Source organism: Mucilaginibacter dorajii, assembly GCF_024808255.1.
Lineage (GTDB): Bacteria > Bacteroidota > Bacteroidia > Sphingobacteriales > Sphingobacteriaceae > Mucilaginibacter > Mucilaginibacter dorajii.
Map to the genome: position 1 here is coordinate 1 of NZ_JANTYS010000022.1, position 25454 is coordinate 25454.

A 25454-nucleotide genomic window follows, 5' to 3' on the forward strand; every position below is an offset into this window, starting at 1 on the left:
GCTAAACTGCTACACTGCCATAAGTTGCTTTTATAAAGCAAAACTCATAACTATTCGTGTCATTTGCAATGCGATTATTTGTGCGCAAATAAAACTTACTCAGGATGACAGTATTTTTTAATATATCCTCCCAAAACAAAAAAGGTGTCTTTCGACACCTTTTTTGTTTATATTTAAACTCCTGCTTTTACATCCTGCATGTTGTAGTGTTTTAGCACATCATCAGGTACGCCGGTCCATTTGTTGGGTGAGTTGCCTACGTAACCGATATCATCTATACCCATTTTGGTGGTATAAAAGCCCGACGCGGTTAAATCGCGCATGCGGTTAAAAAAGGCTACGCCCTGGGCCATTTCTGGCTTGGCCTTTTTAGGATAGGCAATCATATCAACCAGTTCAATTTGCTGGGCATGGCTGCAATCGGTAAATACCTTACCAAAGCGGTTAAGGCATTGCAAATCTAACCAGCGCAAACCGCCACGCATCGGGGTTTGATGATCTGGTATATCTTTTACAATAAACTCAATAAAATCCGGCACCTTGGCATCAGATGCGCTGCCCGATTTGGCATCTTTAGGGATAATAATATCGCCCAAAACGGTAATGGTAGCCATTTCTGCCGCGGTAAAGAATTTATCGCCGTTTAGTTTTTTATCGCGGTCAACCTCAAAGGCCTGGCGGCCGGCTTCGGCCTCTGCTGCTGCCGGGGCCGCCTCTTCGGCTGGTTTGGTATCGGTTTTACAGGCTTCCAGTAATAACCCTGCCGATAGTGTGGTAAAGCCTAAGGCTTTAATGGAGTCACGTCTGTTCATGATATTTTATTGGGTTAGCTGTTAAACGTTTAATGCTTTTCTTTGCTGTAAAATGTATTCAGCGGTACGCATACTCATGGCCAGGATGGTCCAGGTAGCGTTTTTATCGCCTTGCTGTACAAACGGCGCAGCATCAACCACAAACAGGTTTTTACAATCATGCGCCTGGCAATATTTATTTAATGCCGATTTTTTGGGATCGTCGCCCATACGGATGGTACCCACTTCGTGGATGATCTTGCCCGGGGCCTCTAAACCATAATTGGTTTCGGGGCCTTGCGGACCACCATAAATAGCGCCCATGTTGTGCATAATTTCCTGGAAGGTTTCCTGCATGTGCTTGGCTTGTTTGATCTCGTCATCGGCCCATTTGTAATGGAAACGCAATACCGGGATACCGTATTTATCAACCACGTTGGGGTCTATCTCGCAATAGTTATCATAACGGGCAATAGCGGTACCACGCCCGGCCATACCAAACTGGGTACCATAAAAACGACGGTAATCTTCTTTTAAGGAAGCACCGTAGCCACCGGCTTCATGCGGTTTACCATCTTTACCCGGCACCAGGCCATTCATGTTGTGGATACCGCCGCTAAAGCCGTATGATGGCATATGCAGGCCGCCGCCATATTCAATATGGTAACCGCGAGGGAAATCCAGTTTCTTGTTATCTAACCACCATGGCGAGTAGATGTGCACACTACCGGCACCATCCTCGTTATAGCGTTTACGATCCATTAGCTGGGGCAAAAAGCCACCGGCGCTTGAACCGGTAGAATCATGTAAATAGTGACCAACTACGCCGCTGCTGTTAGCCAAACCACCCGGATGCGCTTCTGATTTTGAGTTCAGTAAGATCCTGGCCGATTCGCCGGCACTTGCACCCAGTATTACCGTTTTGGCATTTACCTGGTATTCCTGTAAATCTTCGCGGTTTACATAGGATACACCGGTTGCCAGGCCTTCTTTGTTGGTAATTACTTCGCGCACCATCGCATTGGTGATCACTTTTAAATTACCTGTTTTTATAGCCGGGATAACCAAACATGACGATGCCGAGAAATCGCCATAAATTTTACAGCTGCGCCCGCACTGGCCGCAAAAGAAACAGGCACCACGGTCTTTATTATTTGGTAAAGCTTCTGTCAATACCGCACCGCGACCGGGGATAATAGTCACCCCCGCCTTTTTGGCACCGTCAACAATGTAAAGCTCATTTAGCCTTGGTTTTGGTGGAGGTAAAAAGATACCATCCGGTTCGTTTTCCAAACCTTCTTTGGTACCGTAAACGCCTATCATGCGGTCAACCTTGTCATAAAAAGGTTTTACCTCTTCATAAGTGATTGGCCAGTCGTCAGTTAAGCCGTCTTTGGCCTTAAAATCATGCGGCCCCATGCGTAACGAAATACGGCCCCAGTGATTGGTACGGCCGCCCAGCATACGCGAGCGGAACCAGTAAAACTCGGTTTTATCTTTAGTGGTATAAGGCTCACCATCAATTTGCCAGCCACCATAAGCGGCATCAAAATCGCCAAAAGGACGGGTGGTACCGGCACCACGGCGCGGCGACTCCCATGGCCACTTTAACTGGGCCGAATCTTTTTGCGGATCAAAGTAGGCACCCGCCTCCAGCATCAGCACTTTAACACCGGCGTGGGCCAAAACATAACCAGCCATACCGCCACCGGCACCAGAGCCAACAATAACTACATCATAGGTTTCTGATGATTTTTTAATTTGTAGATCGCTCATATTATCTCAAAAATATCCTTTGTTTAAAACAGGAAAAATGCACACCAGCGGCATGCATCAGGAAATGGGATTAACGCTATAAATATATTGAACGCTGTGCGCAAAATACGTTTATGTTAAAAATTATTACAGTTGTTTAATTTTGATTTTACGGAACGCTACCACGTGCCCATGATCCTGCAAAGCGATGTGCCCTTTAGGGTAAGCGGCAAAATCGGCCCAGGTTTTAAACTTGCTGTTGGCTATCATGGTTTTCCATTCGTCGCTGCCCATTTGGGTATCAACTATCTGGGTGCCGTTTAACCAAAAAGTAAGGTGACCATCTTTTTTACGCAGTTTAACCTTGTTCCATTCGCCGGCAGGTTTGCAAACATCAGCCGATGGGGCTTTCATATCATATAATGAGCCGGCCAGGTGATTGGCTTTTTTATTGTCTTCGGCATCTTTGTTATCCAATACCTGCATCTCGATGCCGGTTTGGTAAGTAGCGCCAAATTTAGGATCTTCATGAACACCGAAAATAATACCGCTGTTGCCGGTTTTTTCAATGTTCCACTCTAAAGTAAGTTCGTAGTTTTCATATTCGCCGTCGGTAACCAGGTCGCCTTGTTGTTCGGCTTTCGGGTCGAGGGTTAAAGCGCCGTCAACCACTTTCCATGCACCGGCACCGGTTTTTAAGTAGGTGTGCCAGCCGGTAGTGGTTTTGCCGTCGAACAAGGTTGTTGTTTGTGCCGACGAGCTAAAATAAAGCGCAGGGACAGCCAAAAGGCTAAGTAAGATCTTTTTCATCGATAGTTGTTTAGTAAATTAATGCAGATACTTTTTTAGGTGGTTAAATATATCGGCTTTTTATTAATGCTAAAACGATTATCGGAAAAATAAATTACAAACAGCCGTGAATGCCTTTGTAAAAATGTGGATAGGTTGGGTGGGCGGTTTGCAGCAGGCAGTTTGCAGTGGGCAGTTTTTTTCTGAACCGGGATTAAACAGATTCATTAGATTTTTTGGATTTTGGTTAACTTGATGGGCATTTTTACTCACCACTCACCACTCACCACTCACCACTCACCACTCACCACTCACCACTCACCACTCACCACTCACCACTCACCACTCACCACTCACCACTCACCATTTACGAATGCTTATGATATCCAAAAGACAGCCCCGCGGCTAAGCCAATGGTAACATAGCCATAGCTATCCTGGAACGACTGGTTATAATCATCCTGGCCACGGTAACCGCCGCCAATCACCAGGGCAGATCCCTGCATAAATGGGAACGAGTAGTAATATTTAAGACTAACGTTTAAACGCTTTTTGATATTGATGGCAGAGTAGTTATCGTACTTATCAGCTATATACGTGAAATCAAATTGGATGCGCTGCCAGTTGGCATAGGTTTTACGGCCATGCTCCAATGGATCGTCATAAGCTTTGATAAAATTGTACATACGGCCGCCGTTGATGCGCACAAAACCGTAATGGTCTTTCAAGCCTTCGGATAAGCCAAGGTTGAACAAGCCGGCATGTACTTCAAGGCCCAGGTTATCATAACGTTCTGCAACCAGGTCTTGCTTATCTACCCGTTTACCGCTAAAATAAGTAAGGGTGTAAAAATTGGTAGTGAATTTACCGTCCTCTACATTAAAGGTACCATCCGGGTTTTCTGATGGCCCCCTGGCGCCATTGGAGTGGTGCGAGTAAGCAAACGAAAAGAACTTTGGATTAAATGAATCCTCGTTAACCCTGAAAAATATGGATGCCCCCGGCATATAACTTGGCGTTTTAACCGGTGCCCCCTGCGAAGCCAACAAACGGATTTTTATCCTTGGCGTAAACACAAACATAAAGCGCGATTTGGGCGTGCTAAACAGGATAAAATTGGGCGCGATATCGGCAGTTAGCTGGGTTTTTACCTTGTTAAAATATTCGTTGCCGCCAAAAGACAGCTTTAGGTTCTCTTCGTAAATGCTGCCAAAATTATGATTGATGATGCGCTCCCTCAATAATGCCGAATCGGGGCTGACAGCTTCCTGTTTTACTTTAACAGTATCTGGGGTAGCAGCACCGGCGGTAAGATTGCTTAAAAACACAAGGCCACAAAGAACAACTAAAGCGCGAGAAAATATATGGGTTAAAGCAACTCTTTTATAAGATGCTTTCAAAGGTGCAAATGTGATCAATTTAATAAGTATAAATGTATGTATAACCGTAAGTGTTTAGATAATTAATAAGGTAACCGAACACGTTAAAAACTGCGTGCAATATTAAATATTATTCATTTTTATAGGAACGGCACAGTGTCAGTTAAGCGTCAATGTTGCTGCTTTTAGGGAAATACGGCGTTAAAACCCCTAAGGTTTTACAGTAACATTACAGTTGGCTACCAATTGTTAGTGGTTAACAGGGTAACCGGATGCGTTTGCAGCTTTATTACCTAAAATTGGAGTAAAGCGAGGCCGCAATTAAAACGAGGGTGGTTATTTTTCCCCGCATCATCATCCGCCAAACTAAATGCCTCAATTGTTGATATTTATAGTTTAAAAAACGCTTGCAATTAATTCTGTTTTATTATATTTGATTGTAAGCCAATTCTTAATTAAACCTCAGTATCATGATCAAAGTTTCAAACATCCTTGCCCGTAAGGGAGGTGGTGCCATCAGTATTGATGCCGGTACTTCCGTTTTAGAAGCGTTAGAGTTAATGGCCGATAAAAATATCGGTTCGGTAGTGGTTACCGAAGATGGAGAATATGTTGGCCTGCTCACCGAGCGCGATTACGCCCGTAAAGTTATCCTGAAAGGGAAATCATCGCACGAAACCCTGGTACGCGAGATCATGAGCACCGGCCTGCCCCGCATCCTGCCCGAAAACTCCATTGAAACCTGCATGCACATCATGAGCGAAAGCAATATCCGCTACCTGCCCGTTTTCCGCGCCGATAAGCTGATCGGTATTATCTCTATCAATGACCTGGTGACCGAGACTATCCTAAGTCAGCAGGAAACTATTGAGCAGTTGAGGGGGTATATACATTCTTGATAGTCCCACCCAACCCTCCCGGATAGGCTACTGTGTGTACACATCTTTTTAATAAATAAAATGTCGAACGAACAAGCGCAGGGTAAAAGCGGGGGTGCGAGGAGAAACTCTCTCTCTTGAGCGCAGCGAAAAATCTTATACGCTTAGCATGGTCGAATGTCCGCTTTTATAAGATTTCTCCTCACCTCCTGCGCACAATCCCAACCTGGTTCGTTCGAAATGACAACGTTTGTTATTTATACGGTAAATAAAAAAGAGGTGTATACACGGTGTCCGTAGGAACGGCTTTAAAATATCCGTTTAAAAAGTCTCCCCAACCGGGGGAGATTTAGAGGGGGCCAACTATATCCCGTTTAAATTTCATACCTTGCATAATTTACTTATAAGATATAGTGACTTTTCAGGATTTTAATTTCAACGAACAACTATTTGAGGGTGTGCAAAGTATGGGGTTCACCACCCCTACGCCTATACAGGAAATGGCCATCCCCACCATTTTAGCCGGACACGACCTCATTGCCTGCGCCCAAACGGGTACGGGTAAAACCGGGGCCTATTTACTGCCCGTGCTAAACCATATAACCGGTACGGCCAAACACCAAACCAGCGTGCTTATTTTAGCACCAACCCGCGAGCTTGCCCAACAGATAGATCAACAGGTTGAAGGCCTGGCCTATTTTACCGGCGTAAGCTCCATTGCCGTTTTTGGCGGCGGCGATGGTATGGCCTATGAGCAGCAGCGCCGTGGCATTCAAAACAACGTGAATATCATTATAGCTACGCCCGGCCGCTTGATTGCTCACCTTACATCGGGTGTGTTAAAGCTTAACCACCTTACCCACCTGATATTAGATGAGGCCGACCGCATGCTCGACATGGGTTTCAGCGACGATATCATGAAGATCATCAGCTACCTGCCCAAAACCAGGCAAACGCTGCTGTTTTCGGCCACCATGCCGGGGCGCATCCGTTCATTGGCCAAGGCTATTTTGAAAGATCCGCAACAGATCAATATCGCTATTTCGCAGCCAGCGGTAGGGATAGATCAACAGATCTACCGGGTGCATGATCAGCAAAAAACACCTTTACTGCAACTCATTCTGCGCGATCTGGCCTACTCAAGCACCATTATTTTCGCTTCCCGCAAGGAGATCGTAAAATCGTTATATAAAGAATTAAAAGCCATCAAGATCAACGCCATGGCCTTCCACTCCGATCTGGAGCAGAAGGAACGTGAAGAGATCCTGCTTAAATTCAAAAACAAACAGCTACCGGTTATCATTGGTACCGATGCCCTTTCGCGCGGTATCGACGTTGAAGGTATCGACCTGGTGGTTAACTATGATGTTCCCGGCGATCCGGAGGATTATATTCACCGCATTGGGCGCACCGCCCGTGCGGCTACAACCGGTACTGCCATCACCTTTGTGAACCACCGCGACGAACGTAAGCTTAAAAACATTGAGCAATTAATGGAGCGTGTCATTCGTGTAGTTGGTGTGCCCGATGAGTTGGCTTCTATCCAGCCGGCACCACATTCGGCGCAATCTGATGATAAACGCAAACCCAACCGGCCAAACAAACGCTGGGGTCAAAAGAAACCGAAAAACAACAGCAATAGCGGCGGTAATAGCAGCAACCCTTCGTAGAGACGCAACATTTTGCGTCTCCGGCTGTACAGAGCCACTTTGCATATTTGATTTGCACGCGGGAGACGCAAAATATTGCGTCTCTACAAAAAAAGCGGGAGACGCAAAATATTGCGTCTCTACAAAAAAAGTGGTGTTTCAACTAAACCAATTTAGCTGTTATATTAGCGGTCTTATAAAACTCCTTTATGAAAAAAGGCATCTGCAAAATCTTTTTGGCAACAGCTTTGGTTGCTGCAATAACCGCACCTGCTAAACAGGCTTTGGCGCAGGACAAAAAAACATCGGGCAACCCCGTAGTTGAAGGCTGGTATGCCGATCCTGAAGCCAAGATCTTCAACAAACAATACTGGCTTTACCCCACCTACTCGGCCAAATACAATGAGCAGGTTTTTATGGATGCCTTTTCATCGCCCGATCTGGTGCATTGGACCAAGCACCCACGCGTTATTGATACCAGTGGTGTTAAATGGGTACGCCGCGCCCTTTGGGCACCAGCTGTTACTGAAAAGGATGGCAAATACTACATCTTCTTCGGCGCGAATGATATCCAAAACAATAACGAAAAAGGCGGCATTGGCGTAGCCGTGGCAGATAACCCGGCAGGTCCGTTTAAAGACTACCTGGGCAAACCGCTGATAGACCAGATCATCAACAAAGCACAACCTATTGACCAGTTTGTTTTTAAAGACGATGATGGCCAGTACTACATGATATATGGCGGCTGGGGCCAGTGTAATATTGTAAAACTTAAAAACGATTTTACCGGCGTTGTACCCTTTGAAGATGGCGTTACCTACAGAAAAATAACCCCCGAGGGTTATGTAGAGGGCCCGGTTATGTTTAAACGCAAAGGCAAATACTATTTTATGTGGAGCGAAGGCGGCTGGACGGGTCCCGATTACCGCGTAGCTTATGCTGTGGGCGATACCCCATTCGGACCGTTTAAGCGAATTGCTACCATTTTAAAACAGGATGCCAGTATTGCCACCGGCGCGGGCCACCATTCGGTTATTAACGTGCCGGGTACCGATGAATGGTATATTGTGTACCACCGCCGCCCGTTAACAGAAACCGACGGCAACCACCGGGTAATGTGCATTGATAAAATGTATTTTGATAAAGATGGCATGATCCAACCGGTGAAGATCACCAATGAGGGGGTTACGGCGAGGAAGATTAAATAAAACAGCTTGTTCCAGGTATAGTACTTAGTGGTCGTCATTTGTGAATGATGACCACTAAGGGCAAACGCATCTAAATAATTAAGGGGGATAAGCTGTTATTTAATAATAGGTAACGGAATAAGCTAACGACGTCAGGAAGATATAAGCATCGAACAATACGTTGTTTTTATTGCCTGGTGCTGGTTAAATGATCCAGGTATCGAATGGAATGTATTGGCCAACAACAGGCACAAATATTTGGATGCCCCTAAATTGCGCCATACATCCGTTTAGTGTTAACCATGTTAAAATATAAAATATTGATTATTAGGAAATTACATGATACCATATCTAAAATATGTTAAGTTATGTTAACCCAATTAAACGCGATTTCCCTGGATGCCTCCTAAGTATTTACTTTAAATTTTAAGCTAATAGCTATATTTGATGTGTGAAACTTATCATCATGCTCAACAAACGCACAATAGCCTTATTAAGCTTAATTATACTTTTATTTACAGCCTGTAGCCACGCCAAGTTTGATCGTGATAACTGGAATGATGGCGACGGCCTTACCTTTGCCTATCGTAATAAAATGGTTGAGGATCTTTTGCAAAATTATAAGCTAAAGGGTTTGAGATATCAGCAGGTAATTCACCTGTTGCACCGCCCCCAGCAGAGCAACCCTACTCAAATGATTTATGAAATTGACGAGGTAAATAAACCCGGCCAACCTCATTACGTGAAGCAGCTTATTTTAGCCATGAAAGATTCTGTAGTAATTGACGCGAAGATTTACGAGCACACCGATAAGAAGAAATGATCAACACCATAATATTTGACCTGGGCGCGGTTTTAATTGACTGGAACCCGCATTACATGTACCGCACCATTTTTGATGACGAGCAGGAAATGCTGGATTTTTTGGCCAATGTTTGCACATCCGACTGGAACGAGGACCAGGACGCCGGCAGGTCCTTGCAGGAAGGCACAGATTTACTGGTAGCGAAATTCCCCGAACATGAGGCCAATATCCGGGCCTTTTATAGCCGCTGGATTGAGATGTTGGGCGAACCTTTTCATGGCACGGTCGAGATCTTTCGGAAATTGAAAAAAAGTAACAAATACAAGATCTACGCGCTTACCAACTGGTCGGCCGAGACTTTTCCATTTGCTTTTGCCCGTTTTGATTTTTTAACCTGGTTTGATGGCGTAGTAGTATCCGGCACCGAAAAGATGCGCAAACCAACTCCCGCATTTTATCAGGTGCTTTTGGATAGATACCAGGTTAACGCCTCTGAAGCCCTCTTTATCGATGATAACTACCGCAACGTGCTTGCCGCTGAAAAGATGGGAATCAAGAGCATTCACTTTAAATCGGCAGAAGAGTTGGAGGTTGAGTTAAATGCGTTAGGGATCTTGTAAATATAGATCCCAAATGGCGCGGTGAAAAGCAGGCGCATAGCCTAACCGGCAAATCGCTGTTTAAACTTTATGTGGGAGAAGGTAGCTCCTATGGAGCAAAAAAGCCTATCTTATTTGTGCTACAAACAGGTAGCCGCTATGCGGCATTATCAATTTGATGGATATTTTTCTATAGATCAACGACCGAGACACTACTATTGAAATCGTTTAATTTTTTCAAAAAGCACATCAATTCAACCTGTTTATGTATTTCATATGCAAATCTGCCGCGTAGCGGCTACCCATTTGTAGAACAGAGAACGTCCCGACAAGATGCCGCATAGCGGCTACCTATTCTGCTTAGTGAAAGCTATTACACTATCTGAAAAAATCAGGGGCGATTTCCCTGACGGGCTGAATTTGAGGGAAACGGTTACAGATATTCCTACCCCAAAGAATCAATCATACTCATATCAAACTCCGGCTTAAAAGTATAACGGAGTTGCACCAGGCCGCTTGAGAAACTTTCGCTGCCTAAAAACATCAGGTTGGTACGTTCTTTTATATTGAACAACGGTTTGCCCGCTCCCAGGAGCACCGGGTGTACCGATAGTATAAACTCATTGATCTGCTTTTGATCTATAAAGGCCGATACCAATTGGGCACCCCCAAACAGCCAGATATTGCCCCCTTCCGAATGCCTGACCTCATTTACCCGCCGCTCAAAATCGGCAGAGCGGATAATCTCGGCATTGCCGTCAACACTTGTTAAAGTATCTGTAAAAACATATAGCTTAAGCGCGGCAAATAGTTCCGGCCCGGCAGCCATCAGCGTTTCATAACTTTTACGGCCTAAAAAAATGGCGTCAGAATTGTTCAGGAATTCGGTCATCCCGTAGTCCTGGTCGTTAAAGCACCAATCGTATTCGCCGTTGGGGCCTTCAATAAAACCATCGAGGCTCACGGCCAGGTTTAAAATTACTCTTCGCATATGATAAGTTTCAGTATGTCGGTGCTTCGTTCCTACCCATGACAAGCCCGCCATGTCATTTCCATCTTCAGAATCCTCTGGATTTTATAACTCGCAATGACATATTTTTTATATCTTTTTGTTTACTGCTCTTCGCCCTGGTGCTTTTCCTGCCATTGTTTGGCAAACGATTTTTCGGCAACTACCGGCATCTCTCTTAGATGGCCCCAGGTTTTCTTAAAGAAAAATTTGAGGAAAAAGTTTTTCATTTTACCGCCCAAAAAATCCATCATGCTGCGTTTAAGCATGCCTTTTTTCCAGGCCGCCCAGCCCCAACGCTCTTTGGTAGTCACCAGTCCTTCGTTAACCGCGTCTCGGCGATTAAGCAGCAGCATTTTATGGATATCAATTTTTACCGGGCAAACCTCGGTACAACTGCCGCAAAGACTTGAGGCATAGCTCAGGTGCTTAAACTCGGCCATGCCATTGGTATGTGGAGTTATAATAGAGCCAATAGGCCCGCTGTAAGTAGTATTATAAGTGTGCCCGCCAATGTTCTGATAAACCGGGCAAACATTTAAACAGGCCCCGCAACGGATGCAGTATAAACCCTGCCGTTGTTCTTTCTGGGCAAGCAGATTGGTGCGCCCGTTATCTACCAATACCACATACATTTCTTCGGGGCCATCGGTTTCATTGGCCTGCCTTGGTCCGCTTAAAATGGTGTTATAAACCGTTAAGTTTTGCCCTGTACCATGGGTAGATAACATTGGCCAAAACAAATCCAGATCGGTTATGGATGGAATGATCTTTTCTATACCAACCACCGCTATGTGGATTCGGGGGAAGGTAGTACATAACCGCGCGTTGCCTTCGTTTTCGCTGATGGCTACGCTGCCGGTATCGGCCAGCAGAAAGTTGGCACCTGTAATGCCTACATCGGCCTGTAGGTACTTATCGCGCAGTAATTCACGTGCTTTAAGGGTCAATTGCTCTGGTGTAGCCTCAACAGGTGTACCAAAGTGTTTGTTAAACAGCTGGGCAATATCCTCTTTACTGAGGTGCATGGCCGGGGTAACAATATGGTAAGGTGCCTGGCCCAGCAACTGTACTATGTATTCGCCAAGATCTGTCTCCAGCGATTCAACACCGTTTTGTTTCAGAAACTCATTGAGGTGAATTTCTTCGGTAACCATCGATTTTGATTTTACTACCGTTTTGGCTTTGGCACGCTGAATAATGTTGAGGATTTCGCGGTTGGCTTCTTCGGCATCATTGGCCCAGATCACTTTGCCGCCGCGGCGCTGAAAATTGCTTTCAAACTCGGGTAAAAACTTATCCAGGTTCTCCATCACTTTCCACTTAATCACATGCCCCTTCTTTTTGGCATTGTCAAGGTTGGCTATCCTGGAGATTCCGCTGGTAGCCGCCGCGGTATATTTATCAATACTGTTATTGATAATACGGCGATGATCCAAATCAAATGCCTTTTCTTCCGATGCTACTAAAAAATCTTCGGCGGTGCTACCCATATATGCGAAAGTAACGTTTTTTGTTTAATTATTGGGGTGGATTGAGTTGATTAAGTGAGTGGTTGATTGGGGTGGATTCGGTTGATTGAGTTAGAATAAGTTGAGTGAGTTGATCATAAAAAAAAGCGAAGCGCAAAATATGCGCCTCGCTTTTCTTTTTATAGCGTAGGATTAAATTAGTAAACCTGTCGTCAGAATGAGTTAATTAGCTTTGTTTTATCAGATGAACTTAATTCAACCTAATCAACTTATTCTAACTCAATCAACCGAATCCAACTCAATCAACCAAATCAACTATTTCCCATCAACAACAGGTTTTTTATCCCTGTTTGCTAATTCCCAGCCGGTGTAAAATACCAGTTGGGCACGTTTAGCTAATAACGGGAAGTTAATTTTGCTTACTTCGTCACCCGGTTGGTGATAATCGGCATGTACTCCGTTAAAATAAAATATAATGGGCACACCGTGTTTTGCAAAGTTGTAATGATCACTACGATAGTAAAAGCGGTTAGGATCATTAGGGTCATCATATTTATAATCCAGTTTTAAGTGGGTGTAAGTATCATTGGCTTTTTCGCCAATATCATGCAAATCCTTGCTTAACATGGCCGAACCAATTGGATATACATAGTTTGCAGAGTCGGCTTTGCCAATGTACTCCTCACCAACGCGACCGATCATATCGATGTTTAAATCGGTAATGGTGTTAGCCAAAGGATAAATAGGATGATCGGTATAATACTCAGAACCAAGCAAGCCTTTTTCTTCGCCTACGTTACCCAAAAACAAAACGCTGCGGCGCGGACCGTGACCATCTTTTTTTGCCTGCGAAAACGCGCGGGCAATTTCAAGGATGCCGGTAGTACCAGAGCCATCGTCATCGGCACCGTTGTTCACTTTATCTTTAGCGTTAGGATCATTCACCAAACCAATATGGTCATAGTGGGCCGAAAATACCAAAACCTCATCTTTCAAATCGGTACCCGGCATAAAACCAACTACGTCAACCGCTTTAACATCGCTACGCTCATTACCATAGGTGGCAACAAAATCGGCCTTGGTAGTTACCACAGGAGTTGTCGTCGCCGCTGCCTTTAAATCAGCATAAGTTTTCCCGGTTGATTTTACCAATTCGTCGGCTACAGCTGGTGTCACCATAAATACAGGCACAGCAGCTTTAGGCGCTTTTACATCTTCTTTAATAGTTAACCGCGGACTGGTAACATTTCTGCCATAACGTTTCAACATGGCAGTAAGTTCGCCGTTAGCGGCAACAATAGCAGCCGGGTTTTTGCTTTGCAGGTTTTTAACAATGGCTGTGCGGGCAGTACTCATACGGGGTGCCGTATTTGCTGTTTTGCCAGCTTCAGGTTTATCCTCGTTAATCCACAATACAATTTTGCCAGCCAGGTCGGTCGAGCCAATTTCGCTTTCGGTACCGTAACCTACGAAAACCACATCGCTTGCTTTGATACTGTTATCAGATACGCTTCCGTTAGGGAAAAAGTCTTCGCCCAAGGTAAAAGCTTTACCGTTAACGGTAAAGGCCGATACCTTCAACACGCTTTGTACCAATGGCACATCAAAAAAATACGATCCGTTTACAGGTGCCTGTAAACCTAATTTTTTAAACTCGCCGGCAATGTAGTTAGCGGCTTTTTCGGCACCCGGCTTACCGGTTTCACGACCTTCAAACGCATCAGATGCCAGGATGCTGAGATGTCTTTTAGCATCTTCGGCGCTGATGAGCTTCCCGTACTTCATAGCAGTAGGGTTTTGCTGCGCGCAGGCATTCACGGCAAAAGCCGCAGAAAATGCCAACAATGTTACTTTTTTCATTTATGATAATTAATTAGTCAGTTTCTCTTTTAGTAGTAAGTAGTTAGTATCAAGTAGTAAGACAGCTGCACTGGAGGTATAATTCTCGGTCCCTATTCATTTGTCCAAAAGTCTTACAGTCCGCAAATCCCAAAGTCCTTATTCCTTTGTCCAATAGTCTTTTGTCCCAAAGTCTTACAGTCCGCAAATCCTAAAGTCCTCTAACAAGATATTTTCCCTACTCGTGTAGCATGCCTGCCGCCTTCAAAATTGGTGGTTAAAAATGCTTCAACAATTTTTTTGGCTTCATCAATGCTGATAAAACGGGCGGGGATACATACAATATTGGCATTGTTGTGGCTGCGGGCCAGTACGGCTAATTCTTCATTCCAGCAGATGGCGGCGCGGATTCCCTGGTGCTTGTTGGCGGTGATAGCCACGCCATTGGCGCTGCCGCAAACCAGGATACCCAAGTCGTATTCGCCGCTTTCAACTGCGGATGCAACGGGATGTGCAAAATCGGGGTAATCAACTGAGGTATTGGAGTATGTGCCGAAATCCTTTAATTGATCTGCCTGAAAACCGGCAGCTAAAGCTTCTTTATAATCAAATCCGGCATGATCTGCCCCTATAGCAATTTTTAACCCTTTGTTCATCTGTTAATACTTTTTTGCGAATATGCAAAATTCAGATGACAGATGCACAGGTTTCAGATGAGCAGATTTTTAATAAGAAGATTGTTACAATGGGAAATTTCCCGTCATTGCGAGGCACGAAGCAATCCCCGAACTGTACAGAGCGGCCTTGTATCATTGCTTTGCTAATCGGGGATTGCTTCGTTCCTACCCATGACAAATATAAAAATATGTCATTGCGAGCGCAGCGTGGCAATCTCGTAGCCATACAGAGCGAATATGCATGGCGACGAGATTGCTTCGTTCCTCGCAATGACAAGGGGGCGATGTTGTCATTCCACCTTCAAAGTCCGCCCGATTTTACAACTCGCAATGACGGATGTTTTTTATGAATAAACTATGCAACCTTATCCTTACATTTTTCAATCACTTCCAGGTAATAGTTTTCGTAAACGGGTAATATGGTCGATAAATCGAATTGTTTTGCGCGGGCAAGGGCGTTATCTTTAAACTGCTCCAGGCGGGCTTCATCTTCCAAAATGTAGATGGCTTTTTCGGCCATTGTATCCACATCACCAACGTCGCACAGGAAACCGGTTTCGCCATCAACATTCAGTTCGGGCAAGCCACCTGCGTTACTGCTTATCACCGGCACTTTACAGGCCATAGCTTCTAAAGCTGCCAAACCAAAGCTTTCAGATTGCGACGGCATCAGAAACAAGTCGGCAACAGAAAGAATTTCTTCAATAGCATCCTGTTTACCTAAAAAACGCACGTTATCGGTAACACCCAAATCGCGGCAAAGGTATTCGCAGCCAGAGCGCTCCGGTCCGTCGCCTACCATCAGTAATTTAGATGGGATTTTTTTAACTACTTTGGCGAAGATCTTGATCACATCCTCGGTACGCTTTACCTTACGGAAGTTGGAGGTGTGTACCAGTATTTTTTCGCCGGCAGGGGCTATGGCTTTTTTGAAGTGATCTTTTGCTTTAAGGCTGAAACGGTTAAGGTCGATAAAGTTAGGGATCACCTTAATGTCGTTCTCAATCTCGAAGAATTTATAAGTATCCTCACGCAGATTTTCAGATACAGCGGTTACCCCGTCGGATTGATTGATAGAGAAAGTAACTACCGGTTTAAAGGTACGATCCTTACCTACCAGGGTAATATCGGTACCATGCAGGGTGGTAACCACCGGGATATAAATGCCGTAGGTCATCAATATTTGCTTGGCCATAAATGCTGCCGAGGCATGGGGTATCGCGTAATGTACATGCAGTACATCCAGCTTTTCATGGCGTACCACATCAACCAGCCTGCTGGCCAGGGCCAGTTCATAGGGCGGGAAATCAAACAAAGGATAATTGCTTACCGATACCTCGTGGTAAAACAGGTTTTCGGAAAAAAGGTCTAACCGGGCAGGCTGGTTATAGGTAACAAAATGTACCTGGTGACCGCGGTCTGCAAGGGCTTTACCAAGTTCAGTGGCAACAACCCCGCTTCCGCCAAAGGTTGGGTAACAAACAATACCGATTTTCATTTATGTTGGATAATTCGACGCAAGTTTAACAGCAATTTATTTGAAATGTGTTAACACTGTGTAAAATGATTTAACTTAGTTAAGTAACTTTTTTGCAACACATCATTTACCAATATACCAAACATGAGCAATGTTATCAATTTAAAAATCAACGCGATACAACACATAGGCATCCCGGTTACAGATATTACCGCGTCGCAGGTTTTTTATAGGCACCTTGGCTTTACCAACGTAATGCAGGCATCATTTACCGATAACGGCGGCACCGGCACCTGTGTAATGATGCAGCGCGAAAATATGACCATAGAGTTGTATCAATTACCGGATGCCGGCCTGGCAGAGATAAAAGCCAGGAGCAATGGCCACATAGATCACGTGGCTTTTGATGTAAGCGATATAGATGAAGCCTTTAAAGTAATAACCGAAGCCGGGTTTAATGTGTTGGAACCTGAACCTGTTTTTTTGCAATTCTGGAAAAACGGCTGCAAGTATTTCAACATTACCGGGCCCGATGGCGAGCGGCTGGAATTTAATCAGATACTTTAGGGAGCAAGGATTTTGGGATTAAGGACCAAGGACTTTGGGACTTTTTGGACAAAGGATAAGGGGACAAAAGATAAAGGATTTTTACCTTTGGAGGACTCCCTTTGAGATCTGTAAAATATGGGGCCTGTGAAGGTGGAAATGACAAAGCGACACTATCCTAATGTCATGCTGAACTTGTTTCAGCACCCCACTCGCTAAGTATACATCATGCGGGTTACCTGTCCTGTGGGGTCCCGAAACAAGTTCGGGATGACTTCCGTTTTACAACTTGTCATGGGTAGTTGTAAAACCTGCGGCCTCTGAAGGCGAAAGTGACAAAGCGACGAAAGACTTACGGGTTTTAAAAACTCCGTAAGCCTGGGATCTACAACTTGTCATCGGTAACTTTAATGACTTATATGTAAACCTTGATAAGTATGCACCCCATTGCTGTTGCCATAGCTGAAGTTTAATTTGGTAAAGCGGTTGTACTTTCCTTTATATTTATTAAAAACGGTGTCGGGCTGCTTTTTGCCGTTAACGGTCATTTCTTCGTCGTTCAGGGTTAATTCATGCAAAGCATCGGCGTTGGGAATAATGCCATCCTTCACCAGGTCGGCAGTGAGTAGTTTAACCTGTCGCTGGTCTTCCGCGGCCTGAGCCTGGTCTTTTTTGGCCTGGATCTGGTCAAGCCGGGCTTGTTCCTGGTCTTTTTTGGCCTGCTCCTGGTCGCGCAAGGCCTGTTCCTGGTCTTTCTGTGCCTGCACTTGTCCTTCTTTTGCTTCGGCCTGGTCTTTTTCGGCTTGTTGCTGATCACGCTTGGCTTGCTCCTGGTCGCGCACTGCCTGTTCCTGGTCGCGTTTTGCCTGGGCCTGATCTTTAAGTGCCTGTTGCTGATCACGACGGGCCTGAGCCTGGTCTACCAACGCCTGCGCCTGATCTTTCTTAGCCTGAATCCTGTCTTTACGGATCTGCTCCCTTATTTTACCAACTACGGTGCTGTACTCTCCCCATCGCGCAACGGGGATCTTTTCGCCATCAACATACAAATCGGTCATTTTATCTTTAACCAGTTCAATTTTGTAAATGGTGCCGTTCCAATTAGTTTTAATTTGCTCCAGCTGTTTTCCATTCCGGATGATAGTTTGGTCGTAATTGCTATACTCATAATCGCCGGCATCTACTTTGGCTTTCTTTTGGGCATAGGTAGTAGTAGTTACAGCCATTGCCACTATCAGCAGGCTGCGTTTTAAATAGTTTGTTTTCATTTTCTGTCGATCTTAAATTTTAAAAAATAGGGCAATACAATTTCATCCCGCACCATGGCGGATTAAAAAAATTGCAGAACCGTTTGGGTTAAAAATTGCTATACCTATAGCCTTGGGCGCGCTTTCCCTAAACTACTTGTTTGAGCAGGTTGGTTTATAATTGAATACTTACGTTGCTTTGCTTTACCTGTTGTTTACGTGCTTCATCCTGGTCTTTAAGTGCCTGTTGTTGGTCTTTCACGGCCTGCTGCTGATCTATCATAGCCTGGGCCTGGTCGCGTTTGGCTTGTTCCTGATCACGCTTTGCCTGTTCCTGATCTTTTAAGGCCTGCATTTGATCACGCCGGGCCTGTTCCTGATCGCGCCGGGCCTGCAACTGATCGGCAGATGCATGTACTTGTGGTTTAACCGGCTCCTGGCGTTCAAGATCGGCTACCTGCTTAAGCGCATCGGCTTTAAGCTTAGCCTGCCATTCGGCCAATGGTGGTGGCTGCGGTTTATCAGTAGGCTGCGCTGGCTCTGTTGGCTCACCAGAAACCTGAGCGGTTTGTAAGGCTTGTTTTTTAATATGAGCTAACCGTTTTCCAGCCACGTGGTTTACTGTTATCCCCTCTGTAGACTGAGGCGGCGTAACAGCGTAGTCAATGGCTTGCGCAATTTTAACAGCAGCCCTTGCTTCACGGCGAACAATGGTTTGCACCCTGGTAACAGCGGCTGTTGTTATGATGAAGGCCAGCAGCATGATCCCCAACCAAAAGAACGATTTTTCTGATGCTCCCGAGGGTTTGTTTTGCCCCTGCATAATACGGGTAGCCCTTTGCAGCAGCTGATTTTTTTTGCCCGGGAAAGCCACCTGGTAAGCCTTGCCGTATAAGGCGTATTCTTTAAAGCTGATGAGTGCCTCTACAAACTCCCGTTTGTTTTGGGTTTGTGCCAGGGCTATATCATCGCAGCAGTTTTCGCGCTCATCGCGCAACAGGGCCGAAATCCATAGCAAACCGGGATTAAAGCAAAACACGGTTTCGATGATCACCTGTAAAAAGTTCACAAAATAATCGTTCCGCCTGATGTGGGCCAGCTCATGCAACAGTATCGCTTCAATCTGCCCCGGCAATAAACCGCTAAGCAAACCCGCAGGGATCAATATCACCGGTTTTAAATGTCCAATTACAAATGGCACCTTCACAAAGCCCGACTCTAACAGTTGCACCGTACGTTTTAACTGTAGTTTTTGGCAAAGTACCCCCACCCTTTGCTGCCAGTAAGCATCGGGCAAAGTAGTATACCTGCGCCTGGCCTGGTGAATAAACAGCACCGATTTCATCATCCGTACCAATCGGTACACAAACAATACTCCCCAAAGCAACACCACCATTGGCGCGTTGGCGGTAAAGTAACTAACACAATTATTGGTAAACAGCCTTAAGCCGCCGGCGTTCAACCAAAACAGGGAGCCGGCCCCATCGGCAAAGCCAAGCGTTGCTGGCCTCAAAAGGTACGGCGTTGCATTCCGGTTCCATATCCAAACAAACGTAAACACACAGGCTGCCACAAATAATAAAAACTGCACCAGCATTAGGTTGTACCGCAGGCTCGCGCTGGCCCGGCGGGTAAACATCAACAGCATGGCGCTCAGCATAGCCAGTAATAACCCCTGCCATAACGAGTGGATCAGCATCCAGCTAAAAGCCTGGATAAATCTATCGGGAATAGCGGTGGTTAAGGCTAACAGGTGCATATTGGTTTTAATTATTTGTCCTTATCAAAATTATTAAGCAACTCACGCATTTTATGCAATTCCTTTTCCGATGTTTTATCGCTCCCCAGCAAGGCAACCACCAGGTTACTTGCCGATCCATCGTACCACGAATCAACAAAGCGGCCCAGCATATTGCCTTTAATCTTCCCTTCCTCCAATCGGGCACTGTAAATATGCTTCATGTTGGTTTCATCGCGGTCAAGCATCCCCTTTTCTTTCATCACCTGCATCAGCTTCAGGGTTGATGTATAAATTACAGCATCCTTTTGCTCATTCAGCTTATCGTGCACAAAACGCACCGTTGATGGGCCATGCTGCCACAGTATTTGCAGCACATCCATTTCGGTTTTTGTGGGGATCATATCGTTTGGTGTATCTTTCATCATCATAACTAAACCAAAGGTATGTATTAAAAACGTACGTTACAATACATAGGTTGAAAATATTTTTTTTATTTAAAAATGAGGGCGTTACCGTCGGTAGAAGCGGTCGGGCTGTACGCTCATACGGCACGGGCCTTAGGCGCCGGTATCCGCTGCCATCCCTAACGCGGAAGAAGCGAGAACCCTTCCCACTGTGTGCTCGCGCTTGTTTCTACTTGTTGTTGCGGTTTTGTTGCGGTTTGTAAAATATGACAATTTGTAATTTATTGATTATTAGGCGGGTGCCATTTCAAAGCATTTCACTTGTTGCGCAACAGAACAGTTTTTGAGTATATATTTGTAAAACTCTTAGCTCCAATTATATGAAATTTGAAAAAGCGGTACCAATACTATATTCTACGGATGTAGTGCGGAGTTTAAATTATTATGTTGAAAAACTGGGCTTTGAAGAAAAATGGGAATGGGGTAGTCCGCCCGATTTTGGCGGCGTTGTAAAAGGTGAAGTACAGATCTTTTTTTGCGAAAAAAACCAGGGCAGCCCAGGTACCTGGCTTTCTATATTTGTTGATAATGTTGATGAGTTTTATGAAGATGTAAAGGCCCGCGGGGCCAAAATACTTTCGGTACCGGATGATAAACCCTGGTATGTGCGCGAAATGCTGGTAGAGGACCCCGACGGGCACATCATCCGTTTTGGACACGGTATCGACTGCGATTGAAGGAACAATCGGCTACTCTTCAATCTCCGATTCGGCCTGCGTTTCCAACGTCGCTCATCAAGCAAAAGCTGAATATTATCCATTCCGGCAGGGCAAACGCATCTAAATAGCTAACGGTGATAAACTGTTATTTAATAATAGCTAACGGAATAAGGCTATGGCGTATGGAAGATATAAGTATCAAACGATACCTTGTTTTTATTGCCTGGTGCTGGTTAAATGATCCAGGTATGGAATGGACTTGTATTGGCCAACAACAGACACAACTATTTGGATGCGCCTAAATTGCGCGATACATCAGTTTAGCGTTAACCTTGTTAAAATGTAAAATATTGATTATTAGGAAATTAAAATGTATTTTATCTAAAATGTGTTAAGTTATGTTAACCCAATTAAATGTATTTTCCCTGTCCATTCTTTACGGATTTAATGATGAAAACCCATAAATTGCAGCGCTTTTCGGACTATACTGTACTACGAATTTATAAATGGCAGTTGAAAACTGCCACCATGAAACACCACGAGCTGAAAGCTCGCGGCAGCAAGAAACTTCAAAAAATCCGAAATCGAACATCCCAATTCCGAAATCCCCTACATTCCCTTCCCTATCGCTTCGTAAACTACATCCTGTATCCTCGGGCGAATGTTTAAACTGCCCAGTTTGCTGCCTACATTAGGGTTTACGCGATTGCTCAGGAAGATGTACACCAACTTATATTTAGGGTCAACCCATACGCAGGTGCCGGTAAAGCCGGTGTGGCCAAAGGTTTGATCAGAAGCTAATTTACTTGGATAATGCCTGTCGGCTATGGGATCCCACCTGTCAAAGCCCAAACCACGCCTGCTAACCGGCGATTGTTTGGTGGTAAAAAGGTCAACTACTTCTGGCTTGAAATATTGTACACCTCCGTAGGTGCCTTTGTTGAGTAGCATTTGATAAAGTATAGCCACATCATTGGCGCTGGCAAATAAACCGGCATGCCCGGCTACCCCACCTTTTAAGGCAGCGGTTGGATCATGTACATAACCATCAAGCAAACTATGGCGGTATTCCTGGTCGTTTTCTGTTGGGATGATTTGCGTAGGACTAAACCTGTAAAGCGGCAAAAAGCCGGCGGTTTGCATGCCAAGCGGGGTATAAAATTGCTGCTGTACGTATACGTTTTCGGGAATAGCGGTAATATTTTCAACCACTTCCTGCATAAACAGCATACTTACATCGCTGTACACATATTGCCCGCGGGTTTTAAGCGGCGAGTTTAACATCTCCGGAAACATTACATCCTTATAATAATCCTTCCGCAAAAAGTAATGATCAGATACCCGGGTTGGGTAGGCGGCCGATGAATCGGTGCTATGGTCTGATGGCTTTACTTTTTCAAACGACTGGATATCCGGGATAAAACCGGCCTGGTGCAGCAGCACCTCGCGCACCTTTACATCGTTTTTATTGCTTTTAACCGCCAGGGGAATATAATCGCCCAGGGTGCCTTCTACATTTAGTTTGCCCTGGTCAACCAGTTGCATAGCTTCTATCGTGGTAGCCGAAATCTTGGTCATGGATGCCAGGTCGAAGATATCGGTCAGTTTATCCGGCATTACATTATCATAGGTATGATAGCCATAAGCTTTATTAAAAATCACCTTCCCATCTTTTGCTACTAAAACTACGCAGCCTGGTGTGGCATGTTCGCTGATAGCTTCACGGGCAATTTTATCAATGCCATCCAGGTTTTCGGTTTTAATGCCCACATCTTCGGGTACCGAATACTGTAGCCTGGTTTGCTGACTGGTAAAGCCCATTCCCGTGCTATAAACCGGCGAATAGGTTTTGGTTAATTTTTGAGTAATACCCACGCCGCCAAAAATGGCCTGCGCAGCATATGATGCCGAAACGATAGATACCCTTTCCGTCCAGATCACGGGAACGCTAACATCATTTAGTTTCGTTAATAACGTGCCGTTGCCAAAAGCGGCTACAATCACGTTTTTAACTTTTTGATTGGTATTGATAAAGCTGATCAGTTCGGGATTATTCAGATCGGCATCATTTACCTGCAAAATAATGGTGTTGTACCACTTTAAATCGTTGGCCAAATTACTGAGGCTTTTGCCGCCACTATAAGCACTGCCATCAAATGTTTGTACTTTGGCATATTTATTCAGCAAACTATCAAACGTGGTAGCGTATTGATTGGTAAAATGCACGCTGGCTATTTTCAAATCTTCCAGCTTTTGCAGCGGGACCATGTATTTGGCGTTGTTGAGCAAAACGGTTGAGTTTTGAACCAGCCTTTCTTCGGCTACGTAATTTTGCCCGCTTAGCGGCGGTACCTGCGCGCAGGCGGTGTTAAACAATGCAAACCCCGATAGTACTAAGGCCGTGCGGCCCCATTTATTTTTTATCATATACTTTAACTCCGTTTATATAGGTACCTGTCACTTTCACTGTAGGCAGCTCCGCTCCTTTGGCTTTCATAATATCCTTATCCAGGATCACAAAATCGGCATACTTGCCGGGCTCGATACTGCCTTTTTCCTTTTCTTCAAAATTGGCTTTAGCCGCCCAAATGGTGATACCGCGCAAGGCCTCTTCTCTTGTTAAAGCATTTTCCTTTTGAAAACCGTGCTCCGGGAAACCTTTCAGGTCCTTACGCTCCACTGCTGCATAAAACGTATACATTGGGTTAATGTTCTCAACCGGGAAATCTGTCCCTAAGGGGATCCATCCATTTTGTTTTAACAAAGCTTTGTAGACATAGCCAGATGATTTTAATCGTTTTTCGCCAAGGCGTTTGCCCGCCCAATACATATCTGATGTAGCATGTGTAGGCTGTACCGATGGAATGATGCTGTTATCGCCAAAAAGCTTTACATCCTCTGGCGCTACAATCTGCGAATGTTCTATCCGCCAACGGCGATCATTTTTACCTTTTAAAACCGAAGCATAAATTTTCAGGATCACCCGGTTAGCCGAATCGCCGATGGCGTGAGTACACATCTGGAAACCTTTTTCGGCAATTTTTTTAGCAACTTCCTCAAAGTGCGCCTGGCTGCTCAGCAAAAAGCCATTCCACTTGGCCGAATCGGCGTAGGGTTTCAACAAACACGCTCCCCTTGAACCCAGTGCCCCATCAGCATAAACCTTAAACGCACGTACATCAAGGTAAGGGGTTTTATAGGCACCGCGCTTAAACAGGTAATCATAATTCTCCTGCCTGTCGGCCAGCATTACATACAGGCGCATTTTTAAGGAGCCTTTATGCTGCAAATCGGCCAGGGTATTGATCATGGTATAGGGCAGGCCGCAATCATCCACCGTAGTCAAACCCACCTCAAAGCAGTTTTTTTGTGCCGATAGTAAAGCGTTTTCCACAACGGGTGCGGTCGGCTCGGGAATTTTGCGGGTCACTATACCTACGGCGTTGTCAACCAATATCCCGGTTAGTTTGCCCTTAACAGTTTCAATTTCGCCACCATTAATGGTTTGCCCTGGTTTTACACCGGCTATATTTAAAGCGGCCTGGTTGGCTATTACCGCGTGCCCGTCAACACGGCTCAGTATCACGGGCCGTACGGGGAATAAAGAATCGAGCTTAGCTTTATCAGGGAATTGTTTTTTATCCCAATCGTTTTGATCCCAACCGCGGCCAACTATCCAGCCATCGGTATTACGGGTGGCATAAGCTTCAACCGAATCCACTATTTCTTTCCAGCTTTTGGTACCGTCAAGATTTACTTCCTGTAAACCAAGTCCGTATTCATAAAAATGGGCGTGGGCGTCAATAAAACCGGGATATATAGCCGCGCCTTTAGCGTCGAGCACTTCGTGGGCGTTATACTTTTGTTCCAGTGTATCGGCATTACCCACAGCCAATATTTTACCCTTGCTTACCACAAAAGCGTTAGCGGTGGTAAAGGTGCTATCAACCGTGTAAACCACGGCGTTTTTAACTAAAAGATCCGCATTATATTCTTTTTGTTTGCAGGCTGCGGCCAAAAGCAGCAGCGCAGGCAAGAGTTTTTTCATAAGCTTTATTAATAGTATCAAGTAGTTAGTATCAAGTAACAAGAACGCTCTCAATGTTGAATAGTTTGCAAATTACCTGTAGATAGTGATCAATTACAAAACTAATGTATTCTCAGCCAAATCTTGATACTTGATACTTACTACAAGGGATATCGCTTTTAATATTTAACTTTATTTTCTCACAAGCTGAGCGTTGAGTAAACACGAATTTAACTGCCCGTAAGATAGATTATAGCTAATTTCACGAATTTTTTCAATCACATTTAAATTTGTGCTACGGGGTAAACGCAGCTAACCAGGGTTAACATAACTTAACATATTTCAGAAATATATTTTATAAATAGTTAATAATCAACGTTTTATATTTTAACATGGTTAACACTAAACTGATGACTGGCGCAATTTAGGCGCATCCAAATATTTGCGCCTGTTGTTGGCCAATAC

Annotated in this window: 21 protein-coding genes; 7 read left to right on the plus strand and 14 right to left on the minus strand. The window is 44.8% G+C overall.

Features of this window, described 5'->3' with window-relative positions; genetic code table 11:
- Window positions 1–173: 173 nt before the first annotated feature.
- The 4 genes from FHS10_RS23000 to FHS10_RS23015 form a co-directional block, all read right to left on the minus strand.
- Entirely contained in the window at window positions 174–812 is a 639-nt protein-coding gene (locus FHS10_RS23000; RefSeq protein WP_259095633.1) for a gluconate 2-dehydrogenase subunit 3 family protein, read from the minus strand.
- A 21-nt stretch (window positions 813–833) separates the two neighbouring features.
- Window positions 834–2567 carry a GMC family oxidoreductase gene (locus tag FHS10_RS23005; RefSeq protein ID WP_259095635.1) on the minus strand — a complete coding sequence of 578 codons (1734 nt, stop codon included), beginning with the start codon at window positions 2565–2567 and terminating at the stop codon, window positions 834–836.
- 126 nt (window positions 2568–2693) lie between these two features.
- The gene (locus FHS10_RS23010; RefSeq protein WP_259095636.1) at window positions 2694–3356 is read right to left on the minus strand and encodes a 3-keto-disaccharide hydrolase; all 663 of its coding nucleotides are present in this window, start codon (window positions 3354–3356) and stop codon (window positions 2694–2696) included.
- A 346-nt stretch (window positions 3357–3702) separates the two neighbouring features.
- A complete protein-coding gene (locus FHS10_RS23015; protein ID WP_259095638.1) occupies window positions 3703–4752 on the minus strand; it encodes a hypothetical protein in 1050 nt (349 codons plus the stop codon).
- A gap of 431 nt (window positions 4753–5183) precedes the next feature.
- Between FHS10_RS23015 and FHS10_RS23020 the strand changes: the two genes are divergently transcribed.
- From FHS10_RS23020 to FHS10_RS23040, 5 genes are all read left to right on the plus strand, one after another.
- Complete coding sequence (locus FHS10_RS23020) at window positions 5184–5612, plus strand: CBS domain-containing protein (RefSeq protein ID WP_259095639.1); 429 nt, start codon at window positions 5184–5186, stop codon at window positions 5610–5612.
- A gap of 392 nt (window positions 5613–6004) precedes the next feature.
- The gene (locus FHS10_RS23025; RefSeq protein WP_259095640.1) at window positions 6005–7261 is read left to right on the plus strand and encodes a DEAD/DEAH box helicase; all 1257 of its coding nucleotides are present in this window, start codon (window positions 6005–6007) and stop codon (window positions 7259–7261) included.
- Window positions 7262–7449: 188 nt separating this feature from the next.
- Complete coding sequence (locus FHS10_RS23030; protein WP_259095641.1) at window positions 7450–8448, plus strand: glycoside hydrolase family 43 protein; 999 nt, start codon at window positions 7450–7452, stop codon at window positions 8446–8448.
- Window positions 8449–8893: 445 nt separating this feature from the next.
- Complete coding sequence (locus FHS10_RS23035; RefSeq protein WP_259095642.1) at window positions 8894–9250, plus strand: hypothetical protein; 357 nt, start codon at window positions 8894–8896, stop codon at window positions 9248–9250.
- Window positions 9247–9852, plus strand: a complete 606-nt coding sequence (locus FHS10_RS23040) for an HAD family hydrolase (protein ID WP_259095644.1) — start codon at window positions 9247–9249, stop codon at window positions 9850–9852. Before FHS10_RS23035 ends, FHS10_RS23040 begins: the two co-directional genes overlap by 4 nt.
- A 424-nt stretch (window positions 9853–10276) precedes the next feature.
- On the opposite strand, the gene FHS10_RS23045 is transcribed toward FHS10_RS23040, so the two are convergent.
- From FHS10_RS23045 to bshA, 5 genes are all read right to left on the minus strand, one after another.
- A complete protein-coding gene (locus FHS10_RS23045) occupies window positions 10277–10822 on the minus strand; it encodes a dihydrofolate reductase family protein (protein WP_259095647.1) in 546 nt (181 codons plus the stop codon).
- A 122-nt stretch (window positions 10823–10944) separates the two neighbouring features.
- Window positions 10945–12333 carry a LutB/LldF family L-lactate oxidation iron-sulfur protein gene (locus tag FHS10_RS23050; protein ID WP_259095648.1) on the minus strand — a complete coding sequence of 463 codons (1389 nt, stop codon included), beginning with the start codon at window positions 12331–12333 and terminating at the stop codon, window positions 10945–10947.
- A 294-nt stretch (window positions 12334–12627) separates the two neighbouring features.
- Window positions 12628–14172: a M28 family peptidase gene (locus FHS10_RS23055; RefSeq protein WP_259095650.1), complete on the minus strand. Its 1545-nt coding sequence runs from the start codon at window positions 14170–14172 to the stop codon at window positions 12628–12630.
- A 200-nt stretch (window positions 14173–14372) separates the two neighbouring features.
- On the minus strand, window positions 14373–14807 hold the full coding sequence (rpiB, locus tag FHS10_RS23060; RefSeq protein ID WP_259095652.1) for a ribose 5-phosphate isomerase B: 435 nt from the start codon (window positions 14805–14807) through the stop codon (window positions 14373–14375).
- A 376-nt stretch (window positions 14808–15183) separates the two neighbouring features.
- Complete coding sequence (gene bshA / locus FHS10_RS23065; protein ID WP_259095654.1) at window positions 15184–16326, minus strand: N-acetyl-alpha-D-glucosaminyl L-malate synthase BshA; 1143 nt, start codon at window positions 16324–16326, stop codon at window positions 15184–15186.
- Between the two features lie 123 nt (window positions 16327–16449).
- Between bshA and FHS10_RS23070 the strand changes: the two genes are divergently transcribed.
- On the plus strand, window positions 16450–16872 hold the full coding sequence (locus tag FHS10_RS23070) for a VOC family protein (RefSeq protein WP_259095656.1): 423 nt from the start codon (window positions 16450–16452) through the stop codon (window positions 16870–16872).
- Window positions 16873–17258: 386 nt separating this feature from the next.
- Here the strand turns inward: FHS10_RS23070 and FHS10_RS23075 are convergent, their stop codons facing one another.
- The 3 genes from FHS10_RS23075 to FHS10_RS23085 form a co-directional block, all read right to left on the minus strand.
- Window positions 17259–18119: a DUF4407 domain-containing protein gene (locus FHS10_RS23075; protein ID WP_259095658.1), complete on the minus strand. Its 861-nt coding sequence runs from the start codon at window positions 18117–18119 to the stop codon at window positions 17259–17261.
- A 154-nt stretch (window positions 18120–18273) separates the two neighbouring features.
- Complete coding sequence (locus tag FHS10_RS23080; protein WP_259095660.1) at window positions 18274–19857, minus strand: M56 family metallopeptidase; 1584 nt, start codon at window positions 19855–19857, stop codon at window positions 18274–18276.
- 11 nt (window positions 19858–19868) lie between these two features.
- Window positions 19869–20267 carry a BlaI/MecI/CopY family transcriptional regulator gene (locus tag FHS10_RS23085; protein ID WP_259095662.1) on the minus strand — a complete coding sequence of 133 codons (399 nt, stop codon included), beginning with the start codon at window positions 20265–20267 and terminating at the stop codon, window positions 19869–19871.
- 356 nt (window positions 20268–20623) lie between these two features.
- On the opposite strand from FHS10_RS23085, the gene FHS10_RS23090 reads away from it, so the two are divergent.
- Window positions 20624–20980, plus strand: a complete 357-nt coding sequence (locus FHS10_RS23090; RefSeq protein WP_259095664.1) for a glyoxalase superfamily protein — start codon at window positions 20624–20626, stop codon at window positions 20978–20980.
- 591 nt (window positions 20981–21571) lie between these two features.
- Here FHS10_RS23090 and FHS10_RS23095 read toward each other — a convergent pair.
- Window positions 21572–23389, minus strand: a complete 1818-nt coding sequence (locus tag FHS10_RS23095; protein WP_259095665.1) for a serine hydrolase domain-containing protein — start codon at window positions 23387–23389, stop codon at window positions 21572–21574.
- The gene (locus tag FHS10_RS23100; RefSeq protein WP_259095667.1) at window positions 23376–25010 is read right to left on the minus strand and encodes an amidohydrolase; all 1635 of its coding nucleotides are present in this window, start codon (window positions 25008–25010) and stop codon (window positions 23376–23378) included. Before FHS10_RS23100 ends, FHS10_RS23095 begins: the two co-directional genes overlap by 14 nt.
- Window positions 25011–25454: the final 444 nt, after the last annotated feature.